Origin of the sequence: Pseudoalteromonas sp. GABNS16E (assembly GCF_028598715.1) — a bacterium.
GTDB classification, from domain to species: Bacteria; Pseudomonadota; Gammaproteobacteria; order Enterobacterales; family Alteromonadaceae; genus Pseudoalteromonas; species Pseudoalteromonas atlantica.
Map to the genome: position 1 here is coordinate 38,798 of NZ_JAQREZ010000032.1, position 16,569 is coordinate 55,366.

16 protein-coding genes are annotated in these 16,569 nt (G+C 37.3%); 6 read left to right on the forward strand and 10 right to left on the reverse strand.

Annotated features, from left to right (window positions below):
• Nucleotides 1-8: 8 nt before the first annotated feature.
• The 5 genes from PSI06_RS13410 to ylqF all read right to left on the reverse strand — a co-directional run bounded on the left by PSI06_RS13410 (nt 9) and on the right by ylqF (nt 5,776).
• Nucleotides 9-1,550, reverse strand: a complete 1,542-nt coding sequence (locus tag PSI06_RS13410) for a tripartite tricarboxylate transporter permease (RefSeq protein WP_064385956.1) — start codon at nt 1,548-1,550, stop codon at nt 9-11.
• Nucleotides 1,551-1,553: 3 nt separating this feature from the next.
• On the reverse strand, nt 1,554-2,021 hold the full coding sequence (locus tag PSI06_RS13415) for a tripartite tricarboxylate transporter TctB family protein (RefSeq protein WP_273603972.1): 468 nt from the start codon (nt 2,019-2,021) through the stop codon (nt 1,554-1,556).
• An 11-nt stretch (nt 2,022-2,032) separates the two neighbouring features.
• Nucleotides 2,033-3,004, reverse strand: coding sequence for a Bug family tripartite tricarboxylate transporter substrate binding protein (locus PSI06_RS13420; protein WP_273603971.1), 972 nt, complete (start codon nt 3,002-3,004; stop codon nt 2,033-2,035).
• An 11-nt stretch (nt 3,005-3,015) separates the two neighbouring features.
• Nucleotides 3,016-4,257, reverse strand: coding sequence for an OprO/OprP family phosphate-selective porin (locus tag PSI06_RS13425; protein WP_273603970.1), 1,242 nt, complete (start codon nt 4,255-4,257; stop codon nt 3,016-3,018).
• 565 nt (nt 4,258-4,822) lie between these two features.
• Nucleotides 4,823-5,776, reverse strand: coding sequence for a ribosome biogenesis GTPase YlqF (ylqF, locus tag PSI06_RS13430; RefSeq protein ID WP_273603969.1), 954 nt, complete (start codon nt 5,774-5,776; stop codon nt 4,823-4,825).
• 279 nt (nt 5,777-6,055) lie between these two features.
• Here ylqF and PSI06_RS13435 point away from each other — a divergent pair, with 279 nt between their 5' ends.
• The 4 genes from PSI06_RS13435 to PSI06_RS13450 all read left to right on the forward strand — a co-directional run bounded on the left by PSI06_RS13435 (nt 6,056) and on the right by PSI06_RS13450 (nt 8,681).
• The gene (locus PSI06_RS13435) at nt 6,056-6,982 is read left to right on the forward strand and encodes a hypothetical protein (protein ID WP_273603968.1); all 927 of its coding nucleotides are present in this window, start codon (nt 6,056-6,058) and stop codon (nt 6,980-6,982) included.
• Nucleotides 6,983-7,041: 59 nt separating this feature from the next.
• Nucleotides 7,042-7,386, forward strand: coding sequence for a hypothetical protein (locus tag PSI06_RS13440; RefSeq protein WP_273603967.1), 345 nt, complete (start codon nt 7,042-7,044; stop codon nt 7,384-7,386).
• Nucleotides 7,383-7,835, forward strand: coding sequence for a GNAT family N-acetyltransferase (locus PSI06_RS13445; protein WP_273603966.1), 453 nt, complete (start codon nt 7,383-7,385; stop codon nt 7,833-7,835). Before PSI06_RS13440 ends, PSI06_RS13445 begins: the two co-directional genes overlap by 4 nt.
• Before the next feature lie 120 nt (nt 7,836-7,955).
• On the forward strand, nt 7,956-8,681 hold the full coding sequence (locus PSI06_RS13450; protein WP_273603965.1) for an HAD family hydrolase: 726 nt from the start codon (nt 7,956-7,958) through the stop codon (nt 8,679-8,681).
• Nucleotides 8,682-8,692: 11 nt separating this feature from the next.
• On the opposite strand, the gene PSI06_RS13455 is transcribed toward PSI06_RS13450, so the two are convergent.
• The 3 genes from PSI06_RS13455 to PSI06_RS13465 are packed head-to-tail and all read right to left on the reverse strand — an operon-like array spanning nt 8,693 to nt 12,416.
• Nucleotides 8,693-9,472 (reverse strand): dCTP deaminase domain-containing protein, encoded by a 780-nt coding sequence (locus PSI06_RS13455; RefSeq protein WP_273603964.1) that lies wholly within the window; start codon nt 9,470-9,472, stop codon nt 8,693-8,695.
• Nucleotides 9,456-10,724 carry an LlaJI family restriction endonuclease gene (locus PSI06_RS13460; protein WP_273603963.1) on the reverse strand — a complete coding sequence of 423 codons (1,269 nt, stop codon included), beginning with the start codon at nt 10,722-10,724 and terminating at the stop codon, nt 9,456-9,458. The genes PSI06_RS13455 and PSI06_RS13460 overlap by 17 nt, the downstream gene beginning before the upstream one ends.
• Nucleotides 10,725-10,736: 12 nt before the next feature.
• Entirely contained in the window at nt 10,737-12,416 is a 1,680-nt protein-coding gene (locus tag PSI06_RS13465) for an McrB family protein (RefSeq protein ID WP_273603962.1), read from the reverse strand.
• A 94-nt stretch (nt 12,417-12,510) separates the two neighbouring features.
• Here PSI06_RS13465 and dcm point away from each other — a divergent pair, with 94 nt between their 5' ends.
• Nucleotides 12,511-13,812 (forward strand): DNA (cytosine-5-)-methyltransferase, encoded by a 1,302-nt coding sequence (gene dcm / locus PSI06_RS13470; protein WP_273603961.1) that lies wholly within the window; start codon nt 12,511-12,513, stop codon nt 13,810-13,812.
• A gap of 293 nt (nt 13,813-14,105) precedes the next feature.
• Here dcm and PSI06_RS13475 read toward each other — a convergent pair whose 3' ends face one another.
• Nucleotides 14,106-15,494: a hypothetical protein gene (locus PSI06_RS13475; protein WP_273603960.1), complete on the reverse strand. Its 1,389-nt coding sequence runs from the start codon at nt 15,492-15,494 to the stop codon at nt 14,106-14,108.
• A gap of 50 nt (nt 15,495-15,544) precedes the next feature.
• A complete protein-coding gene (locus tag PSI06_RS13480) occupies nt 15,545-15,727 on the reverse strand; it encodes an AlpA family transcriptional regulator (protein ID WP_273603959.1) in 183 nt (60 codons plus the stop codon).
• A 141-nt stretch (nt 15,728-15,868) separates the two neighbouring features.
• On the opposite strand from PSI06_RS13480, the gene radC reads away from it, so the two are divergent.
• The gene (gene radC, locus PSI06_RS13485) at nt 15,869-16,396 is read left to right on the forward strand and encodes a RadC family protein (RefSeq protein ID WP_273603958.1); all 528 of its coding nucleotides are present in this window, start codon (nt 15,869-15,871) and stop codon (nt 16,394-16,396) included.
• The last annotated feature ends 173 nt before the right edge of the window (nt 16,397-16,569 follow it).

Consider the following 16,569-nt stretch of genomic DNA (forward strand, 5'->3'; position numbering starts at 1 on the left):
CGTCCTTATTAAGCTTGCTCTTGCTGTAACCTAGAAGCTGTTTTATCCGCACGGCGCTGCTTCAAATAATCTTTTAATGGGAACAACAACACTAAAATAGAAAGTATAAAAATACTTAATGTGAGTGGCCTATCCCATAAAAAGCTTAAAGAGCCATCCGAAATCATCATTGAGCGACGAAAGTTTCGCTCAATCATATCACCTAAAATAAAGCCAAGTAACAAAGGAGCCATTGGAAAGGCCAATAGGCGTAATATTAACGCAACCAAGGCAACACCAACCATCATAAATAAGTCGAATGTGTTAAACGACACCAAGTACACGCCAATTAAGCTAAAGAACAAAATCATAATGGTTAATACCGACTTTGGCATTGCCAATACTTTTGCAAAATAAGGAATGAGAGGTAAGTTTAAAATCAATAAAACAATGTTGCCAAAATACATGCTTACAATGACAGACCAAAATACACTTGGGTTTTCTTGCATGAGCATAGGGCCTGGCTGAATACCATATGCTATTAATGCTCCTAGCATTATGGCCGTCGTGCCAGAGCCTGGAATCCCCAATGTTAATAAAGGTACAAATGAGCCTGTGCATGCTGCATTATTTGCAGACTCAGGAGCGGCAAGACCACGTAAAGAGCCTTTTCCAAATTTTTCTTTTAGGCCTTTAGGTGCCAAATTTCGCTCAGTGGCATAGGCCATAAAGCTTGCAATAGTGGCTCCTGCGCCAGGTAAAACACCAACAATAAATCCTAAAAATGACGAACGGCCAACAACCGGCGCCATATCTTTAACTTCGTCTTTTGTTAATTTAGTTGAACCTATTTGCGGCGTATCTGAATCATTAAGACTTTTAGCGTCTTTCTTCTCTGGCTTAACAACATTAATTAATGCCTCAGCAAGTGCAAACGTTGCCATTGCAATTAATAAAAAGCTAATACCATCGAGTAAGTCGGCTTGTCCAAAGGTAAATCGCTCGGTGCCCGAGGATGGATCTATACCTACCGTTGCCAGCATTAAACCAAATACTGTCATCATCATTGCTTTTAAAAATTGGCCTTTATTTGAAAATGCAGCAATGGCTGTTAAACCTAAAAACATTAGCACAACATAATCAGGAGATTGAAAGCTCAACGACACCTTTGCTAGTAGAGGTGCGGCAACCATAAGTAGTATGGCGCCTATAGTTCCACCTATAAATGAGGAGTAAGCGGCAATAGCCAAGGCTTTACCAGCATGCCCTTGCTTTGCTAACGGGTAGCCGTCAAAAGATGAAGCCACCGTACCCGCCACCCCTGGCGCATTTATTAAAATGGATGATGTAGAGCCACCAAAAATAGCGCCATAATAAACCCCAGCCATTAAAATCATCCCTGAATCAGCACCTATGCTGTAAGTAATAGGGATCATCAATGCAATAGCCGTTATTGGCCCAAGCCCAGGTAACATACCAATAAAAGTACCCACCAAACAGCCTGCTATCACATACATTAAATTATTAAAGTCGAGCACGGTCGACAAACCAAGCATAATTCCATCAAACATAACTTAACTCCATAAATCGCCCGGAACCAAGTAAATACCTAATACTTGAGTCATCAAAAACCAAAACACTACGGCAACAGGAATAGAGGCAAACAATAGAATCTTCTTGCGCCTTTCACCCATTACAAAAAAACCCGCTAATAAAAAGGCGCTGGTCGAGATTAAAAAGCCAACAGGCTCCAACATTGCACTATAAATCACCATTAAAACCAATAAGCCTAAAGTTCGTACAACATGCGATTTTTCTAGAGGCTGGTTTTTTGCCGCTTTTTCGTGTGGTTTAAGCAAAGTAGAACCGATAGAAAGCAAGCACACCACAATGCCAAAAGCTGCGTATACTTTTGGTAATGTGGCAGAAGTAACCGTTTCGTATTCTTCAAATGGTAATAGTGGAATTTGCCACGCCACAATGGCGTAGAGTGTAAATAGCGCCAAGAATAAACTTGGCCCTAGTAGTTCGCGATTCATCATAAAAACCTCGATTAATCCGCTTTGTGAATAAAGCCAAGCTCTTGCATTACCACTTTAAGCTGCGCTTCTTGTTTTTCGAGTGACTGGATAAATTCATCTTTTTCTTGAAAGAGATTTAACCAGCCATTTCGTGCACGAACAGTTTCCCACTCAGGAGTTGATTGTAATTTACGAAGTTTCTCGGTGTATTGAGCTAGTTTATCGGCAGGTAAATTAGGAGCAGCAAAAAAGCCACGCCAATTAACAAACTCCATATCGTAACCCATCGACTTTAACGTAGGTATTTTAGGGTAATCCGCTAAAGCTTCTGGCGATGTAACTGCTAACACCCTCGCCTGTCCGCCATTTGCAACTTCTAACGCCTCGCTTAAACCGGTAGAAAGTAAGTTTACTTCACCAGAGAGTAAACCAGCTTTTGCTTTACCACCGCCATCGTAAGGAATGTAACGAATTCTGCGGCCATCAACTCCGCCTGCTTTAGCCGCTTGTGCAGCAACTAAGTGATCCATACTGCCACGGGCAGAACCACCCGCTACTTTAATTGAGCTTGGGTCTTCTTTAAGCGCTTTAATAACATCCTGCCAGGTTTTATAGGGCGAATCGTTACGAACAACAAAGGCACCAAAATCAGCAATCATACTTGCTACTGGTGTTAAATCTCGGTAGCTATAGGGAATTTTCCCCGTTAAGGCTCGCAATACAATAGGCGTTGAATTAACCATTAATATATCGCCTTTTTTAGTACCTGATTCTATTAAGTAGGCAATGGCCCGCCCGCCGCCACCGCCCGACATATTCTGAAAAGACGCATTATTATCAATGCCAGCCTTTACTAAACCTTCACCTACACCGCGCGCAGTTGTATCCCATCCGCCACCTGGGCCTGCTGGTACTAAAAAGTGAATATCGGCCAATGCCATAGGGCTGCTTAGTACTAATGATGCCGCTAATAATGTTGTTTTAACTGACTTAAATAATTTCATTGTGTGTCCCCTTAAAATAAATACTGCATACGTGCACTAAATCCCATACCAGAGTCTTCATCACCTACAAGCGCAGCGGTACCTGGGCCATCTACATCGCTGTAGATAAGATTGCCCATAAATTTAATGTCACTACTAACGTAATAGCTTGTACCAAGTGTGTAGGTAGTTACTTCGCTACCTTGGTTTTTACTCGTTGCATCCATTTGCGAAACTCGAGCAACTAACTCCCATGCATTTTTAATATTTTTAGGTTGTACAAATAGTGCAGAGCCAGCTTTATACTGTCGTTGCTCACCGCCTAAAAAGTAACTTGCTGAGATATGAAAGCCGTCAAAGCGCTCGCCATCTAGATCATCGCTGCTATTGAGCGCATCTAAAGCACGGCTTGCGTATTCTGCCTCTAATGTTAAAGAGTCAGCCTGAAAAGCAAATTCAAGCCCAGACTGCGATAAGCTATCCAGTGCTACCGCTTTACCGCCTGTAGCATAATTAACAAGGCGTACATTAGTTTCGCGCACTTCACCACGCGCAAAACGCTCGCCTAGTTCATTGCCACCCATATCACGGTATGAATGCCATGCACCTAAATGAATCACGTCACCAGGTGCTGCACTTGACCACGTAGCACGCCCTGTAATAGCAAGCGTTAGACGGTCGTTTTCATCGTTACCCGTTGCACCAAAGGCATCATTTTTATAAACCCCAACGGCATATCGAAAGCCTGAGTCTTTAAAGTATTGATAAGCAGATACGCCCCAACGGAAAAAAGGCGAGAAAGTATTAGCAAGCGTACTACGCTCAATAGTATTAATGTGCTTTGAGCTAGTAAGTGCGTTTAGCGACATGTCTTCACGGATTTTACCCGCTTTAATTTTAAGACCGTTTTCAAAGGCGTAACGCACGCGGGCAAGTACAATTTCGGCATCCCCTTCGCCAAATTCTAAAAGTAATTTGTGATCCCAGTTTCCATGCTCGCTCTCTACGTAGGTACGAATACGACGAGGGAAGAAGTCGCTCCCTCCTGAGCCATCATTGCCTGCGTTATAGGCACCTTCAAAATAGTTGTAATCAAGCTGTACTCGTCCTCCAAACTCCAAATTAAAGCCACTTGATGTTTTTAAAGAGTTAACTTCTTTTTGCAATGCATCTAATTGTGCTTGTAGTTTTTGAGTATCGTTATCGGCTAAAGCTGATGTGCTAGCCAACGCTGCTGTAATTGCTAAAGCGAGCTGTGTGTTACTTGCTTTCATTATTTTCTCCACGCTGTGTTTGTATCTTTATTGTCAGGTAGATAAGCGACGACAAACTGCTATCTAAAGCGCAGCTTATTGTTAACGTGAAATTAACGAAATATTTTGAGGGAAAGGTGCATTGATGACGGTAAAGTACATTTTGTTCATAAAAACCATGAACAAAATAGACATAAACAAAAATTAATAAGAAGGGTAGTGAAGTACACCTATGCGATGACTAAAAAACGCACTTAATAAAATAAGAATTATTTGCATTTAGGTGTTGACAGTTTATTAGATCTAACTGATAATCAATATCAATAAGGCGGGAATGCATACCCACTTGTGACGGAATGAACTAATTTGTTTCTCGACCCTGAAACAACGTGTGGCGCACGTAAACAGCTATGGTTACTTGTTATGAACCGCAACGCCCCTTGATGTTGATGATAAGTAACCGCCCTACTATTTTACTTGCTACATTGCTCATATCGGTGACGGTAGATATGAAACTAAAAAAGCCCTTACGGGCTTTTTTTATGTCTGTAATTTAGTAAGTAATATACTCACATAAATTCACATATTAACGGCGGTTTTTACGTGCACGTGCACGGCGCTGTTTTTTCTCTTCTTCTTTAGCGGCTTTTTTGGCCTCTGCAGCGGCGCGTAAGCCAGCTACCATAATTTCTTCTTCTTCACGCATGGCTGGGGTTTCCATGGTAATACGGCCGATAATCCCATCACGTAATTCGTTAATCAGTATTTCAGACATTTTATAGGTGTCTATTTGGTTACCGCCACGAATACAACCACGCTTTTTACCGGCCATTTCTACAAACTCCCAGTCGCTTTCTGGCAGTTCATCTATTTTATAGCGTGCTTTTAAAAGCTCTGGGTAGGCTTTTAATAAATACTCTGCGGTATAACTTGCCACATCTTCGTATTCAAGCGCTGTGTCACGTATTGCACCGGTGGCACCTAAACGATAACCCGAGTTCTCGTTTTCTACTTTAGGCCACAGCATACCCGGCGTGTCGTAAAGCATAATGCCATCTTCAAGCTTAATACGTTGCTGCGCTTTTGTTACCGCAGGCTCGTTACCCGTTTTTGCAACTATGCGCCCAGCTAATACGTTAATTAACGTTGATTTGCCCACATTTGGAATACCCATGATCATGGCTTTAATTTGCTTATCGGCGCCCACTTTATGTGGCACTAATTTTTTACAAAGCTCATTAATTCTGTGCACCTCAGCGGCTTTATCATGACCAAACGCGATGGCTTTAACGCCACTTTCTTGCTCAAAATAGTCTTTCCACGCTTGGGTCATTTTAGGGTCGGCTAAATCAGCCTTATTTAAAATTTTGATGACCGTCTTGCCTTCACGAAGCGTGGTTACCATAGGGTTTTCACTACTGTAAGGAATGCGTGCATCAAGCACTTCAATGATCACATCCATTTGCGGCATTATTTCTTTAATCTCATTACGGGCTTTATTCATGTGCCCAGGGAACCACTGTATTCCTGACCTACTCATCTGATATATAAACCTTTTATTTCAACCCATAACACCATGGGGTACTGTGTGGGGTACTGGGTGAATAATTTCGATTTATCACCTCAACTAATAGTGCGTAGTTTACTACAAAACACTATATTAGTTCTTTATAAAAAATTGCGACTATTTACAAATAATAAAAATTTTCACCTTTATTGGCGTTAATGAAATAACTCTATTAAAAAAATGAATTAGCTCTAGAGTTATAAATAGTTGATAGTAAACATTTATTAAAAGTATTAGGAAGGAAAAATGAGTATGGACGAAAAGAATTCTAAAATAGGTCGAGCAACTGAAATTGAAGATAAAGAACAAGCTATGCTATGGCTTTCTAAAAACCCAAATTACAAGCCTTTACTTGACAGCATTATAGATTTTTTACATTTGCACTACAGGGGAAGCAATAAAGGCTGGGTTAATGATGGTAATGCCAAGTTTAAATTTGGACCTAGTAATAAAAACGGCCGAGTATCAATTGATCCTAGACCATCTAAAAATGGGGTAAATGTGAGATTTGGAGTTAACGCTTTAGATATTCCAGATTACTTCTACTCGGAAGACCTTTCACAACTGTTGCGACCTGAAAATTGCTTCAATGAGAAACAGAGCTATTACGATATATTGTTTTATCTAGAGGAAGATAACCTTAAACAGTTTGAGGCAATAAAGTCATTTATCAAAGCAGGCATCTGTGATGGCTTTATTCACGACGAAGAAAATCATGCATTATATAATGAAATTCAATCTGAAGTCCGTAATGAAGGACCAGCTACTTACATAAGACGAGCTATATCTGAAAAGGTCTGTGAAAGGAAAGAACAATTCATGGAAGATAATTTTGTTCAATGGTACAAACTTAAAAACCCAGAGTTAGTTATAAAGCGTCAATACCATGATCTCAATTTTAAAAGAGATATAGTTATAACCGATGGTTCAAAAAAAATAACAGCTGAATTAAAATATAAAAGAGCTGCTACTGAAGAAATTGAAGCGGCTATAGGCCAGCTACTTAGGTATGGGTACTATCCAGACGTAGAACCTTCTGATGAGTTTTGGATTGTTGGGTCAAAAAAACCTACAAAAGAAGATGTGGCATGGTTCCACAAGTTAAAAGAGAATCTCTGGTTTAAATTGAAATATTACTATTTAAATGAAGATCAAAAAAGCTTCATAAAAGTATCTTAAAAATGCATGAAAAAGAGCCACTCAGTTGAGTGGCTCTTTTTCATTATTAGGAGTTTAAGATGGAATTATACAAACAAGAATTTGGTCAAAACTTTGATCTTGGCTTTAGCTTAAAAAAGCATCCTTACCTAATTGATAAAAGCTGGCATAATGATCAATGCCCTAGCTTCTATTTTATAGAAAATGAAAAGTACTATGTCCTATGGGTGGACTATGCTGAGGAAGAGCAAAGAGAGGAAGATACGTCTAGATATATAATTGTCGAAGCTATTAATGAGGGAGATAATGAAGTACCGGAAGTTTATGCTGGTGAAGGTAAAATAGCTTTCGAATGTGAGGTTATTACTGAATTGGAAGAATGGCTAGAGCCACGGCAGACAAGCAATCCAAGCGTGAATTTATGAAAGAAGAAGAGTATATAGAGCATAATTATCGCATTAAACTTTGCTGCGACTCAGAGCATTTTATAATAGAAAGCATCACCCCCAATTCTCAGTTAGGTCATATGCAAATGCGTGTAACTGATGGAAAGCTAGAAATACGTGATCTATGGATAAACAATGATCAGGTGAATTTTAGAGGAAAGGGGTTTGGTTCTATTTTAGTTAAACATGCTTTTGATTATGCGAAGAAAAGAAATATTAATGTTGTATTTGGCTACACTCAAGTCAACGATGTACGGGTACATAACTTCTATAGAAAGCAAGGCTTTACAGTATGTACAGATAAAAAAAGAAATGTTGCATGGTTCATTTCTTTTTTTAATAGTCAATTAGATGCCCCCCTAGATTTAGACTATTTGGCTAAGTTGTGTAGGTTAAATAATGAATTTAGTATTGATAACTTCCTTTGAGAATTACTTTGAATCCTCTATAGCTTGCTAACCACAAAGTACTTAATAGCCACAAAGAAAGCTTAAGGACTATTCCATCAATATGCTAAAATGACTTTGATTTAGTAGCTAGAGATATAAATGAGCAATTCAAAAATAAACTTCATTCCTAAAATATGGTTCTTCGATATGGAGGGCACATTACTCCAAAAAGATTTCGCTTTAGATAATGGAAAGGTTGCTCCTAGCGCTTGGACTGTTTTAGCTAAGTTAATTAGTGAGGAGTGTTACTTAGAGGAAGAGTTGTCAAAAGATCGCTGGAACGCTGGTGAATATAACGGCTACTTAGAATGGATGAAAGATACAATTCGTATTCAACAAGAACATGGTATTAAGAAATGGCATGTAGATGAAATTGTAAAATCAGCAAAGCTACATAATGGTGCTCATGAGCTAATAACATCAATAAAAGCTACTAATGCCAAGGTCGTATTAATTAGTGGTGGAATAAAGGCTTTAGCCGATAAGGTACAGCGAGAGCTAAAGATAGACCATGCTTTTAGTGCATGTGAGTACTTTTTCGATGACTGCGGTAATTTAGATTTTTATAACCTTTTGCCTACAGACAACGAAGGTAAAGCTAGCTTCATGCAACAGATTGTAAAAGAATATGGTGTTGACCCCTCTGAATGTGCGTTTGTTGGTGATGGAAAAAATGATAAGTTTCTTGCCCGCGTAGTTGGTGTATCTATTGCATTCAATGCCCAAAAAGAACTAATTGAGGTAAGTAACTTTTCAATTGTGCAACCACAAGGAAAAGAAGACTTATCAGAGATTAAAAGCCTTCCTTTTTTCGTTCAGCAATAAAATTGATGCCTTTAATTATTGGACTTAGTTTTTTTTAATTCTTCCAACTCTGTTCTTACTTCTTTCAATTCAGTTTGAACTTTTTCTAGTTTAGAATTGAAATCATGATAGAAATAATTTCTGGCATCTGCGGCTAATGGCGGAATAACTACAGTGAAAAAAGTTGCTCCTAATGCAAATATAGCTGCATATATTGCAGCTCTTGATAAAGAAGTGCTGTTTACTTCATCACGAACAGTCTTTTGAAGTTTTTCTCTGTCTAAAAAGCTTTTAGGTAAATGTCTAAAGTTCTTTTTTTGATTAGCAGTATATGTATGGTAAGGGTAATTTCTTTCATCACATTTTAAAAGGTCATCAGAATCAAAACCGATTTCATGGAATACCACTCTAAAAAAATAACGTTCTGAAGCAGGTAACTCCCGACCTAACGGAATATGCTCTTGTGAAAAGTTAGTAACGGAAGTAGAGATGGGACCACTAAAGCCACTATCAATAATTCCTGTATTAAATGCCAATAGCCCTTGCTGAGAAAGCCTATTTTTTAAAAAAACATAGGCTACATAACCAGGTTTTACATTTATTACTTGCTCGGAAGTCAAACAAGCCATCTCTTGAGGCTCTAGATAATACCTATCACACTCAAAAATTTTACCTCTATCATTTTTATAAAATATAGATCTTACATCTAGATCTATACTACTCTTGCCCTCATACTCTTCTGGGTTCAGATCACAACCGTTCTTACCTTTAACCAGCCCCATTTTAATAGCACTTTTAGGTGATAACTGCATTTTTAAAATCCTTTTTTTTATTTTTATTATATAGATCAAGTATGTTCAATGGGCATTGATATAAGCAATTAATATCACCGTAGCCTACAAGCAAATCTTCCCCTTGAATATCATGTCTACTTGGTTCAGCCATATGTGCTGATTCAATTGGCCCATTTTTACCTGGAAAAATAAACATATTGGAGACATTATTTTCTGGGTAAATTGATTTAACTGCTTTTGCATAAAAGAACTGCTTAACTAAATCTGGCCAACCTGGCGCTGTTTCTAAGCTTTTCGCAGCGTAATATTTAGCATCGATAACTGTAAACCCCCCTGTTTCAGGGTCTCTGAGAACTATATCGGTTCTTTGTCCTTTCCTACTCGCCAGCTTTAATTCACCATTTATTTTATATACTGGCTTAGCTAGTTTTTTATTAATAGGAAAAACGTTTTTAAGCGTTTTTGAAAGCATATGCTCCCACATACCTTCAAACTTTTTTATACCAATAGAAAAATCACTTTTCTGTGACATGCTTTCTAATTTAAGGTAGCTAATTAATTGTTTAATCAAATAGATATCACGGTCAGAGTAAGCGCGTGTTAGCTCACTGTTTAAGTGATAAAGCTTCGCACCCTTGTCCATTAATGAAACAGGAACATCGATAAGCTGCTTAGTTATGGCTTCATCATCATCGTTAATTAACCAGCCGAATTTTTGATCTAAATTACGTAAAACTTCCGCATGAATTTTTGCGGTTTCACAGTTGGAATATACTCGTTTTATAGAACCTGCTAATTCTAAGTAAACAGAACTATCAACAGACATATACGGTATAGATTGCTTAATCGTACGGTTCCAATCTACTTTCCCTGAGTTTACTTTTCTTTCAGATACTCGACGTGTGAAAAGACCGTTGTTGAAGTAGTCTTCAAATAAAGCAAATATTAAGCCTAGGTACTCTTGCCCATGAATACCTTCATCAACTAATTCATCAGCACTTATGGCATTATCTTTATCATCTAAATAACGTTTAAGTGATTTCAATAAAGTTGCACATACCTTCTTCGTGCTTGACTCATCGATTTCTACATAGTCACTATTTCGGGGAAGAAATACAGCAATTTGATCGTCAAAGTTAATTAAGCCGCAAAACATAACTTTTTGTCCATTACCGTAAAGTAGCCCCTGCTTATTCAAATTTTGAACTAGCTTCTTGGGCATAGCTTTAACAATGCTTTGCCTATCTTCAAATAGATGTAATTTACGCATTTTTAATTAAATCTATTCTGGTTGCTCATCTGCGACAAATTCTTGATCTTTTTGCGCTTCGATTAATGCCTCTGATAACTTAGCCTCAAAACTTTCAGAAAAGATAGGATTACCTTCTCCAAATTGATGTGACAATTGACCGAAAGTACCTGCAACTGATGTATTAAAAATCACATCACGTTTTCCATGACGAAGTACATCATCCCAGAGGTAAACTAATATTTTTCCTTTTAGTGTATTATTAGCTTCTTCAATAGTAGTGAGCTCTTCATCGGAAACAAAGCGATGGCCTAAAAGTCGGTCCTCCGGTACTTGTAAAGAAGACAAAGTGTTATTGATAACTTCAGCAAATATTTTCCAAGGCACTTCATGTTTTGAATCATCAGCAAACGGGAGTTTAAAGTTACCATACCCTGCCAGCTTAAAGTCTATAGGTAAGTATTCAAATAACCAACGCCTCTTAAAGGCAGTGTCCATTGGCATGACTGATTGGTCACTACTATTCATAGTGGCAAGAATTGATAGGTTAGAAGGCAAGTAAAGCTCATTAAACTTATTTGGCTCTTTTAGATTTTCTTTAATATGAAGCAACATATCGGGATCAGAAGCTTCTATCTTATATTGGCTTTCACCATTCATATCTCGATCTAGTAACTGAAATATCTCACCAAAAACAGCTGCTGCAGGTGCTCTATTAAGCTCTTCAATTACAAGAAAAACATGTTTGCTCGTATCATTTAAAGCTTCTATCAATGCCTTAGTGAATGGCCCTGGTCTAAACTCATAAGAAATCTTTTTTTCACCATTCGAATCTATCATAACTGGCTTTAAAGCGCCTACGAAATCACTGTACTGTGTGTCAGGGTGAAAAACCGTTGTGTAGCGACAATGGTACTCAGTTATTTTGTTTATACGATGACTCTTCCCTGTCCCTGGCGCACCATAGTAAATCTTATTTATGGCTTTTAAGTTATTAGTTGTATAAGTTGTTTGTAACTCTGTAATGGTATTATCTTTGATCTCAAACTCTTCTACATTCATGTTCGAGAAGTATGTCTTTAAATCTACATCTTGATTAAAGGCATTTATAAGGACTTTAAGCTTTGACGAGTTAGCTACAACTAAATTACAAGCTAATGCGATACTTGATTCATAAACATCACTACGATCTAAAGTTTTACCTTTCGCAGCCTCAGACTTACGACCAGTTTTTATCCACCAATCACGATCTGACATAAACTTTATAAAAAAGTCTTTCTCATCTGTATTAGTGATGAGGGTATCCAAAATTTTGACAAAATCTTTCTCTATTTCTGAACCTTGACTCCCCCAAAGCTCACTTGGAAATTGTTTCAAGTAGGTATCAATATTTTTTGCGTTATAGCCTTCTGCTCTTAAACCTTTTTTGATCTCATCTATAACACTTTTATACTCGAAAATAGCACCATATAAGTCACTAAAGCAAAGGGCATACCACAACCCAGACGATGGTACATCTGCACGTAGGCCTGCCTTTCCAATAAACGTAATTGAGAATGGATTTATGACGTGTGTTCCAGACGAATCAACATTGGCGAGAGCTTTTATTAATCGTACTTTTAGCTCTTCATCGATTTGAACATCACTAGAATAATTTAATTCATCGAATTGGTTTTGACATTTATCAATTAAGGTATTGAGATTTTGTAGCAAAATTCCCTCTCACATATTGTCTGATCATTTATACAGTGCTATGCTACCAGGACTAAAACCGGATAAGTTAAATAGCATAATGAGTACTGTTTCAATGAATAACGATATAGCAAGTCAAATCAAAAGTATACGAGAAAACTTAGGTTTAGGACGTACTGAATTTGCGAACTTACTTGGTATGGCTTCTACTGGCGAGCGAACAGTAAGAGGGTGGGAAACTGGCGAACATAAGCCTACAGCAAAAAAGCTAGCTGATATACTCAACCTAGAGTCAGAGTTAAAGTCTCATTTAGATAATGCACCTTTTAAACAGAAACCTATATCAGAATCTGAATTTACATTTATAGATTTATTTGCAGGGATTGGGGGGATCAGATTACCTTTTCAAAAGCTCGGTGGACACTGTGTATTTACCTCTGAGTGGGATAAGTTTGCGCAAAAAACATATCTTACTAATTTTGGTGAAATGCCAAATGGTGATATTACTCAAATAGCTGCTTCGGATATTCCTGAGCATGACATACTCCTAGGTGGTTTCCCTTGCCAAGCTTTTTCTCAAGCTGGCCTCAAACAAGGTTTTAGTGATACCCGTGGAACCATGTTTTTTGAAATTCAAAGGATACTTACAGAGAAAAAACCTAAAGCTTTCGTTCTTGAAAACGTAAAGCAACTACAGGGGCATGACAAAGGCCGTACTTTAAATACTATCTTAGATATTTTAAGAGGTAACTTTGATTTAGAAATTCCAGAAGATGTGCCTTTAAGTAAAGAGACAAGACATGCGCTATCAGAGAAGTTAAATTATTGGGTTGATTATAAAGTACTTAGGGCGGGTGATTTTGGCGCTCCTCAAAACCGAGAGCGCGTTTTCATAGTAGGGTTTGATAAGAATTACTTTAAAGACTGTGACTTTGGTGAAGCATTTAGCTGGCCAACCCCACCTAAAACAGCAACAAGAGTAGGTGATATTTTAGAAGACTTAAGCACTATAGCTCCTAGTGAAGATAAATTTACAATATCTGAAAAATTGTGGGCAGGCCACCAGCGCAGGAAAGCAGAACATAAAACCAAAGGTAATGGCTTTGGTTACTCGCTGTTTAATGCTGAAAGTGAATATGCAAATACAATCAGTGCTCGTTACTACAAAGACGGCTCTGAAATTTTAATTGATCAATCAGAACTTGATAAACGCCCTCGTAAGCTAACACCTAGAGAGTGTGCTCGATTACAAGGCTTTCCTGAAGAGTACATTGTTGATGCAGTATCTCAAGGCCAAATATACAAGCAATTTGGTAATTCAGTTTGTATGAAGGTTGTAGATGCTTTAGCTGTTCAGGTTATAGAGACTCTCCACACAGCTAAAGCAACAAAAGCTGAACATAAAAAGGCTTCTTAAAGCCTTAAAATATATAAGCGTCGAAAGGCGCTTAACACAATAGAGGTGAGAAGAAACCGACATCATCACCTCCAGATTGCCCAATTAAAAGCGCACGGTCTAAAAACATATTTCGTAATGTACAAGAAACCTCTGAAATAAGCCCAAATGCTTAACAAAATGCTAGGTAATGCAGTTTCCCCTATTTTTGATGCTATATTAGAAAGTTGAATAAAACACTTATAATAACGGTTATTGGAGCCTTTATTCTAGAAGGCTTGTTTTATAATCAAGACACTTCATATCTTATTTATTTAGTTTTCAATAAAAACCTCAGTACTTATAGCCTCTTTTTCAAGGTCAATCATTCGCTCTTTTGCCATAAATAATTTAGATTCAATCAACTGCAATTCATCACGATAAGCCGATACCTTTTCGTAATTAACTTTATTTTGGTTACTTTCTCCAGTAATTTTACTATTTATTAACCGCTTAGACTTTGTTAACTTTTCTATTTCAGATTCAATGAGGTAATAAGAATAATAAGTGTTAGCTTCGTCGAAGCAAAGAGCGTTATAAAAATTATTAGCTTTGCATAGCCTAAATTGACGCAAAGATTTATAGGAAGCATCGTCTCTTTTTGTATTCTTTATAGAAATTAGATCATTCTCTATAGCCCCTTTCTCATTATAGATCTTCCCTACCCTCATTAGGCTACCCAACAAGCTATAATCTTTTTCGTTGCAAATTCTTGCTACACTTTGAGAGAGGCTATCAACATCACTTTCTATTAATGAATCAAAAACTAACTTTTGATAGGGTAAAAGACCTTTGGCCAACTCTGTTAGTGTAGCCCTAACTCCCTCTCTTAATTTGCTTATATCAGCTCCATTTTCAGCACTCACTAATGTGCTATTTTGTGTACTAAATCGTGCACAGCTAGCTTCGCCCGTAAAAAAAATACTTTTTGAAAACTCGCGAACTTTCATATTAAATTGAGTAACTCTTTGTTTTTCTCTAGCTATATTCTCTTCTTCTTTTTTAAGTTTTTCTTTATCAGCTTGTTTTTCTACAATGGCCCACCCGGCATCACTTAGTGGCTTAACTGCAACATCAACTATTATTGACTCTGGTTGTTCTTCACACCCCTTTACTAAATTATTTTCAATATAATTAGAGCCATAATCTGAATCTTTCAGAACCATTTTAGTTGTTGATAGGTATTGATTTGATTTACCAACAGTTGGATTTAAAAGCTCTGACATAATGTCATCAAAACTCAACATTCCATTATTAAATGAATTACAAGTTGCTAGACCTGCATCATTTGAAATATCTTGATAGAGCTGTGTCAAACTAAGGGTAGCCGCATCATTAATACCTAATGATGCACTTGATTCACAAACTCTGTAGAAATTACTTCGAAATATTCTCTTGTATGGATTTTTCGTGAGATGCGAATTATAAAACCTTTCAATTAATGAATCTTTACCATACTCCCGTGACATGATAGACAAGCTCATTTCCATTACTCTGTCAGCTTGTCTTTGCTCACCTACCACAACCAAGTCGTTTACCGTTGAGCATAAATACGGTGATTCAGTTTCAAGATTTGGCGCTTCTATTTCTGAACGCCCACAACCAATTAAAGATAGAAGAACTAAGGTTAGTAAGGTTAGTAAGGTTGGTGTTCTTATATCCATATCAATATCCAAAATAAATCCAATAGTTTATAAAATATTAGACTTTTTTATTATGAGCAACTTTTTTCTACTCTTTCCATAATCCAATTATCAATATCTGACTCAAGCCACGCCACTGACTTAGCGCCTAGTGATACTTGCTTTGGAAATGTGCCTTCAGAAATAAACTTATAAACACTTGAATGACCAAGTGATGTTTTATGCATTACCTCTTTTAATTTAATTAATCTCATTTGATGACTCCTAATTTTTGTCATCTAATGAGGGAGTTGTGTAAAAAAATACTTCTGGGCTTTCTTAAATTCCCAACCACTATTCCAAATGTTTTGAAATCTATATCACTTTTATGAGCAAACAATTCATAAGAGGTCCACATGTTAAAAAGCCAGCAACTACCAAGCAGAAACAATACAATTTTGACTGATGATGAAATTGTTGATTTAGCATCAAGAATTTTATTTAGACGATTAAAAAGAGAAGGGAAAATTAATTCACCTTTAGCAACTGTGGATTTTTTAAAACTGAAGTTAGGTAATTATGAAAGGGAAGTTTTTTCAATCATTTATCTGAGCAATAACAACGAAATCATTGAATATAAAGAGCTCTTCTTTGGCACTATTAATTCAGCTTCAGTGTACCCCAGAGAGGTTGTAAAGGACGTATTAAGGGTTAACGCAGCTAGTGTAATACTCGCTCACAATCACCCTTCAGGAAGCGTGGAGGTGTCTACAGCGGATAAACTTATAACAGGTAAGCTAATCAAAGCTTTATCGTTGATAGATGTTGAGGTGTTAGATCATTTAATCATTGGTAACTCGTATGCCTCTTTTGCAGAACTTAATTTATTAGCTCAACTAAAACAGGAGGTAGAATGCTTAGACGTAATAAAACTGCACAGTTAGTCACTCATGTAATTGCAATTTTAATGATATTGCGTGATGTTATTAATGTAGTGGTCAACTAATTTTGGCCACAGTTTTAGAATCTTGATATCTAACCTCAGATTCATTCGGCGCTAAACCAGCATTATAATGATGTGGTCTAACATTATTGTAATATCCGTTGATATAATCAC

Excerpts from the sequence above, each read along its gene's own strand:
- PSI06_RS13415 (WP_273603972.1), bottom strand. The coding sequence starts at position 2,021 with ATGATGAATCGCGAACTACTAGGGCCAAGTTTATTCTTGGCGCTATTT.
- PSI06_RS13480 (WP_273603959.1), bottom strand. The coding sequence starts at position 15,727 with ATGAGATTAATTAAATTAAAAGAGGTAATGCATAAAACATCACTTGGT.
- PSI06_RS13445 (WP_273603966.1), top strand. The coding sequence starts at position 7,383 with ATGAAAGAAGAAGAGTATATAGAGCATAATTATCGCATTAAACTTTGC.
- PSI06_RS13425 (WP_273603970.1), bottom strand. The coding sequence starts at position 4,257 with ATGAAAGCAAGTAACACACAGCTCGCTTTAGCAATTACAGCAGCGTTG.
- PSI06_RS13410 (WP_064385956.1), bottom strand. The coding sequence starts at position 1,550 with ATGTTTGATGGAATTATGCTTGGTTTGTCGACCGTGCTCGACTTTAAT.
- ylqF (WP_273603969.1), bottom strand. The coding sequence starts at position 5,776 with ATGAGTAGGTCAGGAATACAGTGGTTCCCTGGGCACATGAATAAAGCC.
- PSI06_RS13455 (WP_273603964.1), bottom strand. The coding sequence starts at position 9,472 with ATGCAGTTATCACCTAAAAGTGCTATTAAAATGGGGCTGGTTAAAGGT.
- PSI06_RS13435 (WP_273603968.1), top strand. The coding sequence starts at position 6,056 with ATGGACGAAAAGAATTCTAAAATAGGTCGAGCAACTGAAATTGAAGAT.
- PSI06_RS13440 (WP_273603967.1), top strand. The coding sequence starts at position 7,042 with ATGGAATTATACAAACAAGAATTTGGTCAAAACTTTGATCTTGGCTTT.
- PSI06_RS13460 (WP_273603963.1), bottom strand. The coding sequence starts at position 10,724 with ATGCGTAAATTACATCTATTTGAAGATAGGCAAAGCATTGTTAAAGCT.
- radC (WP_273603958.1), top strand. The coding sequence starts at position 15,869 with ATGTTAAAAAGCCAGCAACTACCAAGCAGAAACAATACAATTTTGACT.
- PSI06_RS13450 (WP_273603965.1), top strand. The coding sequence starts at position 7,956 with ATGAGCAATTCAAAAATAAACTTCATTCCTAAAATATGGTTCTTCGAT.
- PSI06_RS13420 (WP_273603971.1), bottom strand. The coding sequence starts at position 3,004 with ATGAAATTATTTAAGTCAGTTAAAACAACATTATTAGCGGCATCATTA.
- PSI06_RS13475 (WP_273603960.1), bottom strand. The coding sequence starts at position 15,494 with ATGGATATAAGAACACCAACCTTACTAACCTTACTAACCTTAGTTCTT.
- dcm (WP_273603961.1), top strand. The coding sequence starts at position 12,511 with ATGAATAACGATATAGCAAGTCAAATCAAAAGTATACGAGAAAACTTA.